Annotated in this window: 11 protein-coding genes; 2 read left to right on the forward strand and 9 right to left on the reverse strand. The window is 44.4% G+C overall.

The features are described from left to right. Positions 1–348: 348 nt before the first annotated feature. From ACWB0I_RS17360 to ACWB0I_RS17390, 7 genes are all read right to left on the reverse strand, one after another. On the reverse strand, positions 349–789 hold the full coding sequence (locus ACWB0I_RS17360) for a MarR family winged helix-turn-helix transcriptional regulator (protein ID WP_479389353.1): 441 nt from the start codon (positions 787–789) through the stop codon (positions 349–351). A 505-nt stretch (positions 790–1294) separates the two neighbouring features. Further along, positions 1295–1546, reverse strand: a complete 252-nt coding sequence (locus ACWB0I_RS17365) for a putative manganese transporter (RefSeq protein ID WP_479389354.1) — start codon at positions 1544–1546, stop codon at positions 1295–1297. Between the two features lie 365 nt (positions 1547–1911). Next, positions 1912–2322 carry a putative manganese transporter gene (locus ACWB0I_RS17370; RefSeq protein WP_479389355.1) on the reverse strand — a complete coding sequence of 137 codons (411 nt, stop codon included), beginning with the start codon at positions 2320–2322 and terminating at the stop codon, positions 1912–1914. A gap of 111 nt (positions 2323–2433) precedes the next feature. Continuing rightward, positions 2434–3450 (reverse strand): class 1 fructose-bisphosphatase, encoded by a 1017-nt coding sequence (fbp, locus tag ACWB0I_RS17375; RefSeq protein WP_479389356.1) that lies wholly within the window; start codon positions 3448–3450, stop codon positions 2434–2436. A 184-nt stretch (positions 3451–3634) separates the two neighbouring features. Continuing rightward, positions 3635–5092, reverse strand: coding sequence for a sigma-54-dependent transcriptional regulator (locus ACWB0I_RS17380; RefSeq protein ID WP_479389357.1), 1458 nt, complete (start codon positions 5090–5092; stop codon positions 3635–3637). Next, on the reverse strand, positions 5082–6608 hold the full coding sequence (locus ACWB0I_RS17385) for an ATP-binding protein (protein WP_479389358.1): 1527 nt from the start codon (positions 6606–6608) through the stop codon (positions 5082–5084). Before ACWB0I_RS17385 ends, ACWB0I_RS17380 begins: the two co-directional genes overlap by 11 nt. 8 nt (positions 6609–6616) lie before the next feature. After that, positions 6617–7936, reverse strand: a complete 1320-nt coding sequence (locus ACWB0I_RS17390) for an extracellular solute-binding protein (RefSeq protein ID WP_479389359.1) — start codon at positions 7934–7936, stop codon at positions 6617–6619. Positions 7937–8294: 358 nt separating this feature from the next. Between ACWB0I_RS17390 and msrA the strand changes: the two genes are divergently transcribed. Continuing rightward, complete coding sequence (gene msrA, locus ACWB0I_RS17395; protein WP_479389363.1) at positions 8295–8876, forward strand: peptide-methionine (S)-S-oxide reductase MsrA; 582 nt, start codon at positions 8295–8297, stop codon at positions 8874–8876. A gap of 587 nt (positions 8877–9463) precedes the next feature. Next, positions 9464–10954: a Na+/H+ antiporter NhaC family protein gene (locus ACWB0I_RS17400; protein WP_479389360.1), complete on the forward strand. Its 1491-nt coding sequence runs from the start codon at positions 9464–9466 to the stop codon at positions 10952–10954. Positions 10955–11301: 347 nt separating this feature from the next. Here the strand turns inward: ACWB0I_RS17400 and ACWB0I_RS17405 are convergent, their stop codons facing one another. Both ACWB0I_RS17405 and ACWB0I_RS17410 read right to left on the reverse strand, forming a co-directional pair. Further along, positions 11302–12270, reverse strand: a complete 969-nt coding sequence (locus tag ACWB0I_RS17405) for a glycoside hydrolase family 130 protein (protein ID WP_479389361.1) — start codon at positions 12268–12270, stop codon at positions 11302–11304. 17 nt (positions 12271–12287) lie between these two features. Next, positions 12288–13427: a glycosyltransferase gene (locus ACWB0I_RS17410; RefSeq protein ID WP_479389362.1), complete on the reverse strand. Its 1140-nt coding sequence runs from the start codon at positions 13425–13427 to the stop codon at positions 12288–12290. Positions 13428–14003: the final 576 nt, after the last annotated feature.

The raw sequence follows: 14003 nt of genomic DNA on the forward strand, positions 1-14003 counted from the left end.
GAAGGGGCAACTTATGCCCAGGCGGTGAGGAACCGTGCCGGCATGTCATTCTGAGAATCCCTTACATTGGCAGAACATTCGAAAGAGCAATGTCAATCGTGCTTCAGTCCGCGACTTTGTACGGGCGAAGCATTTATGGCGAGCTTTTGTTTTAAAACCCATCCCCCCGGCCCTGTCCCCTTTAAAAAAGGGAAGGGGGAGTTATAATCTTTACAATGTAAATTTTGATTTTTAAATGTGCATCTACTTTAACTTTTGGGAAAGCTTATTAAGAATGCAGCACAAGAATTTTCGCATCCCGCCGTGGCGGGATTAGATCTTTTGAAGGAGGTATTCTAATCTTCTCAATTATCGAGTCCCTTCATTTTGTATTTTGATTGCAGCGCGGTAAATATCTTCCGTTAATTTTTTGCTCTCTTCTTCTCCTAAAATACTCACATAGCGCCGGTACAAATTCATCCAGGCTTCATGAATCTTCTCATTTAGTTCCTGACTCTTTTCCGTAGGGAAAACTTCTGTTAACTTCCCAACCGATTTGCGTTCCAGATAGCCTTTCATCTCCATTTTCTCGATCAACCGTGTCACCGTGGAAGGACTAAGCATCATTTTTTCGCTGATTTCTTTGGGCTGTATTCCCGGTCGGGCATTCACCGTCATCAGCAAAAACACATAAGAAGGGGCCAGTTGCGTAATACTAAACTCCTCTTCAGCGATCCTGGTTATGATTCGTGCCAGGGCATTGGCTGAATAGTAGAGACAGGTACAAAATTTTGATTCCTTTTTTTTCATAGTTGATGAAGTATACTAAAATTTGCTTGCACATACAAATATTTTTGCCATGTTCATTCTAAAAAGAGTAATTGATCCTTTCAAACGAAATAAAAAAACTCATAATCCCAATAAATACAATCCTTCTTTAAGGGCGATTCTTACAGGAACAGAAAGAGAATACCTTTTTAGAGAGAACTCTTTATGTCAATTCGCGATTCCCGGCTTATCGGAAGAACCAAAATTTAAAGGTAGGTGTGGGCTTCAGGCTCACGTATGGGACTAATCCACCCTGCCGTACTCTGTAGTGCGACTCTCCAGACTCGCTTTAAGGTAACCGCTTGCAAAAATCCGATATCTACCAGGAAATTTCCTTTCGTTCTGAAAATAAATACCCTCACAGGAGAGCACTCTTTCACCGGAAATATTAAATTAAAGCGTGTCAGAGACTCGCTCTACGTTCGGGGTTGATCAGACCTGTTTCAATCATACCTATGGGATGGGGTTGAAGGAAAAATTCTAATTACTAAAAGCCGGCCAACAACCCCAATAGTCCTATAACCACTCCAACCAAAACATTTACAGCCTTTAATGTCACAAATGCTTTTTTAGAAACAGCTAACAAAGGCAATGTCCCGTGCCCATCCTGTACAATGGAGCTGGCCATTAAAATGCTAAAGGGGATCGAACCGCTGGCAAAGAGCGTCACAAAGATCATGTGTGGGCCGGATTCCGGAATGATCCCTACCTGTACGGCAAGGATCAAAACCGTAATCATATTGGCTTAGATCCATTGTTGTAAATCCAGATAGTTTTCAAGAAAGTGAATCACGAACAGCGCACCAAATGTCCACAAAAAAATTTTTAGAAAATGGCGTTTCAAAACGTGTTCCCACAGATGCATTTACAGAAAATGATCCGGAACTGTAGCGACCACAAATAAAGCAAAAGCAGTGCTCAGCAACAAAGTAATTTTGACCCAATTCCATGTTTGCGGGCCAAGGGATTGAGTAAACAGGGCAAACAAAAATATAAGAAAAATTCCCAATAACAAAGCTCTTGTAAAACTCATGTTTTTTTAATTGAGGTAAAATCTGCTTTTTCTGAAAACAATGGCACACCTGTCGCTGGTGTAGTTCGAATTCATGCTCTTCTCCGGCCAAAAGTATTATCTTGATCTTTGTAAAAGACATTTACCAGATACCCGAAACCAATGCCTATCATAAAAAGGATCAAATTTAAAATGAGTGCTTTTCCGGGAAACAGAGAAAACATGACATAGGCTTCATCCCCACTGGTAGCGATCATGGTCGATACCAGTGCATCGAAGCTGATCAAGCGGTGTGAATAGATTGAAACAACCGTAAATGCGCCGAGACATCCAGGAACAATACCTAAGAAAGCGCTTAACAGATATTGTTTAAAACGATTGGCTAAAAAAGTAGCCTGCCATTGACCAGGTGTCTGCACATTGATATATTCAATTAGCAACATCATAATAAGAACAAAGCTCGAAATCAACAAAGCCTGTCTGACAGGTCCAACAATGAACATGTTCACCTCACTACGATTGATTCAACAAAGCCAAACGCACTTTAATGAACTACGCTAAAAATAATTTAAATGAGCTGTCCGTTTTCCCCTCTGTGTGCCTCTAATTTACGCTTAGTCGGTCTTCATCTTACCCGACAAAAATTTAGACAACAGATCTACATCATCCGCAGAACCGATGTACAGCGGCGTCCGTTGATGCAGTTCCTGTGGTTGAATTTCCAGAATGCGTTGTTTACCATCGATGGCCTTACCACCGGCCTGTTCCACAATAAAAGCCAATGGATTGGCTTCGTACAACAAGCGTAGTTTGCCTTTGGGCGCTTTCTTGGAAGGAGGATACAGAAAGATTCCTCCGTAAAGCAGGTTGCGATGAAAATCACTGACCAGCGAGCCGATGTAACGGGAATTCATCGGACGATTGGTATCGCCATCAACCTGTTTGATGTATTGCACATATTGTTTAACCGGTTCGTCCCAGAAGCCATAATAACTCTCATTCAAGCTGTAAATTTTGCCCTTTTTAGGGATTTTAATATTGGGATGAGAAAGCACAAATTCTCCATAGCTGGGATCCAATGTAAAACCATACACTCCATTACCGGTGGTGTACACCAGCATTGTGCTGGAACCATAAATTACATAACCAGCACAAATCTGTTTAAGACCCGGTTGCAGGCAATCTACCAGGCGCCCTGGCCGACCTTCGGGCGTAAGGCGATGATAAACAGAAAAAATGGTTCCCACGCTCACATTGGCATCGATGTTTGAAGAGCCGTCGAGTGGATCAAATACCACCACATATTTACCCAGCGGATACTCCTCCGGAATGGGGATGATGTCTTCCGATTCTTCGGAAGCCATTACGCAGGTATGTCCGTTGTGATCCAGCGCTTTGATGAGGGTTTCGTTGGCAAACTCGTCCAATTTTTTCACGACTTCGCCCTGAACATTTACGTAGCCGGTTTCTCCTAAAATATCCATTAACCCGGCTTTATTCACATGGTAAGAAATCAATTTTGCAGCAAAGGCGATATCATTCATTAGATCGGTAAACTTACCGGTTGCCGTTGGATATCGGCGTTGTTCCTCGATGATGTGCCTGGTCAATGTAATAATTTTGCCACTCATTTGTTCACTCCCCTGTTATGGTTTTTATTCAGAGACAAAAAGATATAGCTAATTTAAGGAAAAAATCATTAAAGAAAAAATGCAAAAAGCACTTTTTTAAAAAAAAGTAATGAACTTAAGCACCAGTGTGCGGACTAAACCAAGCGCGCTATGGCGCTTTCACGCTTGTCATATTGCAATGTCGTTACTTCAGGCCTAATTCCTTACACATCCGGTGGTAATTGGGTGGGGCCAGACCTAAAATACGGGCCGCTTCGGCATCGCTACGACTCCGTTTGCGCACAAATTCAAAATATTTTTTCTTGAATTGCTTTTCTGCTTCCCGCCAGGGTTCAATGTGGCTGGCATCCCAGGTAAAACTATTTTCATCGTTAGCCGATTGTACGGACTGCGGCGCCTGGCCCAGAGAATTTTTAACATCGTGAACATCAACCACACCGTTAACGCTGTACAGCAGGCGTTGAATTACGTTCTGCAACTGGCGTACATTACCCGGCCATTCAAAGGCTTGCAAATAGTCCATGGCCGAAGTAGTGATGCGCGGTCGCTCCATCCCTAAATTGCGCGAGAAGAGTTCAAGATAGTGATCAATTAACAGTGGAATGTCCTCTCTTCTTTCACGCAAAGGTGGAATAAAAATATTGATTACATTCAAACGATAAAAAAGGTCTTCTCTGAATTTTTTCTGCGCCACCGCCTCAATCAGGTCTTTATTGGTGGCTGCAACCACGCGCACATTGACCTTCAATTTTTCCGTGCGGCCGATCTTGTCAATTTCGCCATCCTGCAAAACGCGCAATAATTTTACCTGGGCTGACAAAGGTAATTCTCCGATTTCATCCAGGAACACAGTACCCATATTGGCTACTTCAAACAGGCCTTTTTTCTGATTCATAGCTCCGGTAAACGAGCCCTTTTCAAAGCCGAACAATTCACTCTCAATAAGTTCCTGAGGCAGGCTGCCGCAATTGATGGTCATAAATTTTTCAAAACGACGGTTGCTCAAGTAATGGAGGTGGGTGGCCACCAACTCCTTGCCGGTTCCAGATTCTCCCAGAATCAGTACAGTCGTATCCTGCTGAGCTACCCTTTCAATTTTCTGGCGTAGTTCCTGCATAGCCTGCGATTGGCCGATCAATACCTTTTCCCGTAGGATCTCCGAAATATTTTGCTCCAGTTTGCGTTTGGACGATTGCTCCTTTTTCAGCAGTCGTCTTTTTTCAAAGGCGTTCAAAATGCTCAAAATAAAATCGGTTGGCTGATAGATGAATTCCTCGATATCGCCTGGATACTTGGTGCAATACCACATGGCGCCGGCTTCGATTAAACGGTTGGCAAACTCAAAATCCGTAATGTTAACCGTCATTTTGGTAATTACAATAATCTGCAGCGTTGGATCGATCTTTTTAATCTTGCGAATCAGATTTTCGCCTGTCAGCCCTCCGAACAATTGATAATCCATAATAATCACATCGTACTGATTGGGAGCCGCTTTCAAAACTTCCAGGGCCGACTGGCCGTCGGCCACAACCTGTTTGATGCGTATCTGGTCTGCCAGTGGTGCAACGGTTTTTTTCACACGTTGGACGTCATAGGTTTCGTCTTCTATAAGCAGGATGTTGATTTTCTGATCAAAGTGCATTGTTCTCTCCTCTCACCTTATCCGTTGACTGGTTCTGTAGCCTGGCACCATAAGGAATGGTGATGGTAAAACAGGCGCCGCCATTATGAAGATTCTCTGCAGCAACACGCCAGCCGCAACGCTGGGCAATGAAATAGGCCAGGTAACAACCATAACCGGTTTTCCTTCCTTCCTCTTTGGTCGAAATATTTTCTAAAAACAGGCGCTGAGTGCCCTGTTCATCGGGCACCAACAATTCCGGCAGAATACCCTGCCCATTATCGGAAATTTTAATCAGTCCCACCCGATCCTGTTCGTTGAAAACGGTTTCGATCTCAATTTGAACCGGATTAACCTTACTATGATCCACCGCATTTTGCAACAATGGTTCGACAATCTCCCAGACAACGAATTCATTGATCTGCACCGGTGGCAACTGATCGTGCAATTTTAGATTAAAGCGAATTTGCTCGGTCTGTTGCGAGGTCCTCTGAAAAATGGAACGCACAAGAAATCGAAGGACGGCGTTCAAGTCGGTGCGGAACATGGGGTTGCGAATTGTTTGCAATGGCGGATCATACCACTTCATGTCGTAAATCACGCGACTAATGAAATTGGCGTATTTAGTAATCCGAAAGCGAATTTTTTCAAAATTGGAGTGGTCTAAATTCTGGAGGTCTTCCTTAATAAAACCCATTATCTTTTCGGCTTTGTGATGCGTGTGGTAAATGCGCTTGGTAAACAGGGCTTCCTTTTGATGAGCAATATGCTCTTTGATGTAACGCTCGCGTTCTTTAAACAGTAATTGTTGCGTTTCGTCGCGTTCGCGTACGGTGTAAGCCGAAATGTAAAACATGGCCAGCAGTCCAAACAAAATAAGGGCGGAAAAAATAAGCGCAATTTCATCGTAGTTGGTGGTAATCTGGCTGGTAATAAAAGCAAAGTCTGGTTTGAGGCGCATGAATAAAGCGCCAAAATATTCGCCGCGCGGCACTAATGGGACAAAAACCTGATAAACCTGATTTTTTTCGAAACTGATGATCTGTTCATTTTGCCTGATTTGCTTTTCTATCTGTTTATAGAGCGCTATGGCCTGGTCATGGCGATTTTCAGAATTGGGCTCTAAGGCCTGATCAAGATAAAAAAGATTAAACAAAGCCTGCCCATTGTCAATGGCGTAATAGTTACCATTGAGCTGCCCCAGTAAACAAATTTCTACAATATTTTGCTGTAGAATTTGCTGTGAAAAGATGATGTTGAATGCCTGGATCAGTTCCCTGCTTTGTTCAACGCTGTAGGCTTTTTTGGTCGGATTTGTTTCCATGATAAGCTCAAGCGAAGTGGAGGTTAGATTGGCTATTTTCTCGGCAGAATCCAGCTTATACCAGTTTTCTGTTTGATCGATCAACCGATGCAGGGAAATTTTGTTGATGTACGAGACAATCAACTGAAAGAAAATGAGCACCATAAATAAGATGGCCAGGTGCTTCCATTCAAAATGATACTGTTTCAGATGATCGAAAAGGGTACGCCTCATGATGCAACTCAGTTTAAAAGGGTACGCTGAGAATTGATTTCTCGTTCGGCCATAATTAAGGCCTGTTCCACGCTTATTTCGTTTTTCAAGGCCTTGTGAAAATAAAATGAGAGAATATCTGAAATACGCGTGTAGTCCGGGCGCATGGGGCGATGCTGGCCATTCAACAATAGACGGTAAAGTTTTTTTAATTGTGGAAAGCGGGCAACCAGCACAGAATCGTGATACACGCTCTTTAGCGCGGGTAGATAGCGACCAGAAGTAAATAAGAATTTTTGATTCTGCTCTTGCTGCAAATACTTGATAAACGTTATGGCTTCTTCTTTGTGTTTTGAGTTTTTAGCCACCATTAAATTCCAACCTCCGTAAACCGCCCTGGTTTTTTGCGTTCTGAAATAGGGAATTTCTGCAAATTGTACACGGGCCTGCTTGCCCTGTTCTTCATTTAGAGTTTGAACCGTTAAATCAAATCCGGGCCAGCCCCTTAAAAAATACCCATCATTATTCAATAAAAAATTGTAGCAGCCGACTTCATCAAAACCAGTAACAATGGGAGGCGTCAGTTTGTAACGATAGATCAGGTCGTGAAGTAGATGTAGGGCTTCTCTGATTTCCGGCCTGTGCAGCTGGATGGGATTCTGTAAAAAGGTATTACGGATTTCCTCTGGCGTGAGCAATTCATAAAACACACACATCAGCCCTTCGAAGTTATTGGCCGAAAACAGAAAAACCGGTCTCCCTTCCCCCTTCAGACGTTGTCCTAATTCCAAAAAGGATTTCCAGGATAGTCGTTTCTTCAATTTTTGCCTGATGCTTTGATAATCCGGCAACGCCTGTAACAAATCGTCCCGAAAGTAAAGCAATCCAATATCCAGGTAGAGAGGAGCAGCCATTAAATGGCCCTGGTAGAGACAGGTTTTTACAGAAGGCTCCAGAAATTTCTCGATTTCCTGCTGAGTAAAGTAGCCATCCAGTGCGTAACTCCATTTGGCAAAACGCGGCGTCCAGATGACATCCACAGCAAACACATCGATGCGTTCGCTTTTGCTGCGCAATGAGCGGGCTAAAATCTCTTTCCGCTCATTGGTCGAAAATTTACTGAATGGCAGGTCCACCGGGATCACTTCTATTTTTCCCCGATACCTGCTGTTGAAGGTATCAATCAAGGCCCGATGTGTTTGAGAGATGTTATCCACATAGTACAATTTGACCGGGCCCGCTTTGGGCTTTGCAGAAAAACTGAGCACATAAAAGTAAAGAAATAACAAAATGAAGCCTAATGCGGTCAGGCTCAACCAGAATGTCTGTTTTTTGCTTGTTTCTTCCATTACATTATTGTTTCCCACTTCACCTTTTTTATGCCTGCCTTTTTTCAATGGAACTTAGTAGGCACGTATCGTGAGACGTCGCCTGCCATAGTTTGGGCTAAATTATCATTTTAATAATGGATATGCAAAACTTATTTTAATGAAATTATTTTTAATCCTTTTCCGTTTTACTACTCAAGAAGCGGTTTTGCAAACCAGACATCCGTGTCATTTTGATTACATATTCATGGGTAGAAGAAATCTTTAAACGATTTCTCGTTACGTCAGGAACAGGGAGTTTTTGCAAAACGCAAACAATGAAATAGGTACAGGAGTAATCATGCGACGATTAAAAGGAAAATATCTGGCCATCCTGCTAATGGCTGTAGTTTCAATAAACGTAAGTGGAAAGGTGCAAAAAATGGATCATCATCTGGAGAAGGCGACCCTGGGCGGAGGCTGTTTTTGGTGTTTAGAAGCGATCTATCAGCGCGTTAAAGGCGTGGAAAAGGTGGTGAGCGGTTACGCAGGCGGGCACGTTGCCAATCCCACTTATGAACAGGTCTGCACAGACACCACAGGTCATGCCGAAGTAGTTCAAATAACATTCGATCCTCAAATCATCAGTTACGCTGACATTTTGAATATTTTCTGGCAAATCCACGATCCAACCCAGCTCAATCGCCAGGGCCATGATGTGGGCACTCAGTACCGTTCGGTTATCTTTTACCACAACGAAGAGCAGAAACAGCAGGCGCTGAAATCCAGAAACAAACTGATACAATCCGGCATCTACAAAGATCCCATTGTCACTGAAATTGAGCCATTGAGCCAATTTTATCCGGCAGAAAAATATCATCAGAATTATTTCAACAACAATCCGTCGCAAACGTACTGTCAGTTAGTCATTGCGCCCAAGTTGAAGAAGTTCAAAAAGTCTTTTACCGAATATCTAAAGTAGCCCTGCCGCAGCCGCCAGGCGTTCAACAAGCTCGCCGGCAGTGCAAATGAAAATTAAGTAATGCGTAGTTAGAATACGTCCTTAAAAAAATCTGGCGTACTTTGCGAATTCTTTGCGTCCTTTGCGGTTGGCTTTTTACCGTTAAAGTCTGCACCTGTGAATTTTTTAGTTGCGGCTGCGCCGTCTTAAAGAAAATGCCTGTTCAAATTCCGGAATCGAATCGAAACAGTTGGCGGCGCTTCCTGCCGGAAATCTTTTAACTCCGTTCTTTATTTTTGTTTGTAGAGTTCTGCAAAATTAACCTGTGGCTGTCATTCTGAGGAGTCCCGTGAATCGGGACGACGAAGAATCCCTTGTTTTTAATTAACTTATGAGATTCTTCGCTTCGCTCAGAATGACAAATAAAGTAATTTTGCAGAACTCTATATTTTTGTTTGCATTAAATAACTCGCCCCTCTAATTTTACATCAAAAGGAAATCGTACTTACCGTAAACCTTTTAATCCTGTTTCATCTTTGCAAAGGATGAAAAGGGAGAACGGGCATTTTGCCGCAAGGCATTCACTGGCTTAAAGGAGAAATCTTTCCATGGAGCATTTTGGTTTCTGGTCTGTGTTGCCCCCGTTACTGGCCATCGTTCTGGCCATTAAAACTAGGCAGGTCTTTCTTTCCCTCTTTTTTGGAATCTGGATTGGCTGGGTGGTTATCAATCAGGGTAATGTTTTTCACGGCACGCTGGCCAGTTTTGACGCGTTGATTGATGTATTTAAAGAGCCTGGCAACACGCGCACCATCATGTTCAGCGCCCTGGTTGGCGCGCTGATCACCTACATTCAACGTTCCGGAGGCGTTGATGGTTTTATTCATTACATCAACCGTTTCCTGCATTTTTTAGAAAACAAAAAAAGCAGTAACAGTCGACGCACTGTGCAATTGATGGCCTGGGCTACCGGGGTTATTATTTTTGTGGAATCCAGCATTAATGTTTTGACGGTTGGTTCCATTTACAGACCAATTTTTGATCGGCTGAAAATACCCCGTGAAAAGCTGGCTTACATTGCCGATTCTATCTCAGCGCCCACCTGCATCTTAATCCCACTCAATGCCTGGGGGGCGTACATCATGGGTTTATTGTTAGCGCAAGGCCTTTCGAATCCATTCAAGATCATGCTCCATGCTTATCCTCTTAATTTTTATCCCTTTTTGGCCATGGCTGCCGTTCTCATTGTGATTGTGACACAAAAAGATATTGGTCCCATGAAAAAAGCCGAACGCAGAGCACGCGAAGAAGGCAAGGTCATTGCCGATAACGCCGTGCCCATGATGTCCAGCGAAATCGTTAGTATGGAAAAAAAAGAAGGAATTACACCCAAAGCCAGGAATATGTTAATCCCCATTGCTACCATGGTTTTCATGATGCCGATCGGACTCTTTTATTCCGGCTGGAGTCAGCTGGAGCATCCGGGCAGTATGTCCTGGAGGCAATTGTTTTTTGAAGCTATCGGTCAGGGCTCCGGTTCAAAGGCCGTGCTGTGGGCTGTGTTAACGGCATTGCTGGTAGCCGCTATTCTTTATCGCAGTCAAAAGATATTTAAACTCCAGGAGCTGATGGATTTGCTGTTTAAGGGGATTGGAGGCTTAATTCCCCTGGCCCTGCTTATGATGCTGGCTTTTGCCATAGGTAAACTGTGTAGAGAACTGGGCACTGGAATTTACGTGGCCGAAATTGCCAAACAGTGGTTGAGTCCCCATTTTGTCCCGGTTATTATCTTTCTGGTCTCCTGCTTTATCGCCTTTTCTACTGGCACATCCTGGGGAACGTTTGCCATTATGCTGGCCATTGCGATTCCCATGGCTCAGAACATGCAGGTGAATATTCCACTGGCCGTGGGTGCGGTTTTAGGCGGCGGTGTGTTTGGAGATCACTGCTCGCCCATCTCCGATACCACCATAATTTCTTCAATGGCCTCAGCCAGTGACCATATCGATCATGTAAAAACACAACTACCCTACGCTTTATTGGCCGGAGCCGCGGCTGCGTTTCTCTATCTCATTGCCGGGTTTGTTGAAAACATCTAAGGTAACAAAGCCGCAAACAAAAACATTTCCGCAGGGTTTTGAGCAACCACAGTGAGCACGGAGAAGCACAAAGGGCGCTCTTCTGGCACCAGACAGGCAATGAATGTTTTAAATTAATGGCCTCGCCTCCTCAATCCCCTTCTCCCAGAATAAACGTCTCGGAGAGAGGGTGAGGGCTAATTCGTGAAATAACTTCTGCTGCTGTTGGAGGTGTAAAGTTAAGAGTATATGAGTGTAAGAGTTAAATAGTTCCGGAGCACCGGCCTGTCATTTTTTAATGAAATTTTATGGTTGCGACTCTGCTGCCTTAGATCTTTTAAAGGAAGTAATCCAAAACTCAGTAGCACTTACCTTCTGCTCTGTTTTTTCCTGGGTCTGACCTCGCTCTTATCCAGTTTACAGGCCTGAATGATGTCCTGGATGCTGGCCTCGGCTACGGCGATGTAGGTATCTGCAGCGCCATAATACATTTTTAACGTACCATCGGGTTCTGCAATAGCGCCGCAGGGAAAAACCACATTGGGAACATCGCCGGTGCGTTCGTAAATCTCTTCCGGACCAAAAATAAAATGGGGCGTATGGCCAATGACCTGTTCAGGTTGTTGCAAATCCAGTAATAGCGCGCCGACACGATAGAGTTTACCTGCGCCGGTGTTTCGCACCCCATGATAAAGCAAAAGCCAACCTTCTTCTGTTTTGATCGGAGGTGTGGAAATGCCCAATTTTGCTGAGCCCCAGCCCGGCTTCGGAGCCAGCAGAACTCTGGCGCCTCCCCAATGGATCAGATCCGGAGAAAACTGAATCCAGATATCGCCCCGCGCTCCTCCAAATCCCCCAGGACGATCAATCATTACATAATGCCCATTGATCTTTTCCGGAAAGAGCACAGCATCTTTATTGTCCACTTCGGTAATTAAAGCCAGTCGTTCAAAGTGCTCAAAATCCTCCGTAAAGCCAATGCCCACACGCGGACCATGCGGACCAAAAGCCGTGTAAGTAATGAAATATTTTCCATCCAACTCTGTAATGCGCGGATCTTCTACGCCATAGCGTTCGTACACTTCAAAAGCCGGATCTTTGGAGGGAACGATCCAGGGTTGAGTATCGACTTTAAAATGGTAACCGTCTTTGGAACGTGCCTGGGTCAGGTGACTGTATCCACGTAAATCTTCTACACGTAGCAGAAGCAAATATTCTCCTTTGAATTTGACAGCAGCTGCATTAAAGACCGTATTGCAAGAATAGGGGATATCGTCCCGGGCAATGATGGGGTTGTTGGCAAAGCGTTTAAATGGTTTTAGCAGATCGCTTCGCATGGAACGCTCCTCTCCGTTTATTCCACCCAAATTGAACGGGATTCCAGTAGTGGATCTTTGGACAATTCCTGGTAGATTTGCAGGTGTTTTTCAGCCACTTTGTTCCAGGATATTTGCTCTTTAACGTACCTAAGCGCATTCCGCGATAATTTTCCGGCCAGTTTCTGGTTCGTTAAAAGACTGGTAATATTTTCAATGTAATCCTGCGCCGAATGGCTAACCAGTCCGCATTGGGCGCGTTGCATAATATGCTGCATCGATCCGCTATTACTAACCACTAATGGTTTCCCAAAGGCCAGGCTATGGGCCAGAATACCACTTTGCGAATTTATTTTGTAAGGCAAGACAACCACATCCGCAGCCGAAAGAATCGTGTCAAACACCTCCTGTTCCAATTGTCCGCGAATCACATAAATACGGTCTTTCACAGGCGAATTTTCGATGCGCTGGAACAACATGGTGCGATAATCGCGATATTCATGGCCACGAACCTTGCCGGCAATAACCAGAATGGCGTCCGGAACGCGTCTGGCAATTTCGGGAAATAAGTCCACAATAAATTCAAAGTTTTTACTGGGCCGAAAATAGCCGATCATTAAGATCACCTTTTTGTTCGGCGGCAGACCGATCTTTTGTTTGGCATCTTTTATCGGTTCTACCTCGCGTGCGCCGTGTTCAATAACATGAATCGCCTTGGGATCTGCACCGGGCACGGTCTTCAGCAGGATGTCCTTTTGATAACCTTCATGAACAATGACGCGATTGGCATTTTGCACGATGTTTTGCAGAATGACACGCTGTTCATGAACCATTTCCCGATAAACGGTGTGCAGCGTGGCCACCACCGGAATTTGATTCATTTTAAACAGCGCAATTAGCGGCACAACCTGCACGCCGTAATGTTTGCCAAACAGTCCGAATTCGTGTTGGATGTGCACCACATCCGGCGAAAAGCGCATCATGGTGGAAAAGGCTTTTTCTGCCAGATCGGTATCTTCATAATCGAATACAGGGAAAACCTGCTGCCCACTGCCCCCGAGATGCGACACCACATAAATGTCTTGTTTTAACTGGCGTAGGGCTTCAATCAAGAATTGAGAGTAAGTAGCAATACCGCATTCAATCGGTGGATAGGTGCTGATGAACCCGATACGCATCCTTGAGTTCCTTTCCCGTTAATTAAGCGCTATCCATTAGATTCACAATTTTTAATGCAGGATACAAGCCAGATTCCGTTTTTCTGGTGGTAAAGAGAAACTGAGAGTCCGCAGGAACGGACACATCAATAAAATAGACGCGGGAAAACGCAAAAAGCTGCCAGTGCAGGTAAGATATTTTTAAGGCAGCACGGCCGCAATCCAAAAATTCCCGCAGGGATTTAAGCAACCACCGAGAGCACCCGTCTGGCAGGCGCAGCCGGACAGGCCCGTCTGGCAGCACCAGCCGGACAGGCCCGCCAGTCTGGCAAGGCGCAGCCTGACAGGTCTGGCCACCGGACAGGCCCGTCTGGCCACCGGACAGGCAGGGAAGTCACAAAGGGCGCCCGTCTTACGGCCGGACAGGCAAAAGAGCAATTTTAATTAAAAATTTAAAATTACGAATTACAAATTAATTTGCCAAGGGACAAGTTTCCCCAGGCAGTGAAGGCCTGTGCCGGCATGTCATTCTTCTCCCAGCTTCAGGCGTAACTCGAGCTTCAGCTCCAGATTTGCCCTAACACCTACACAAATGTT

It is taken from the genome of Caldithrix sp., assembly GCF_056497305.1.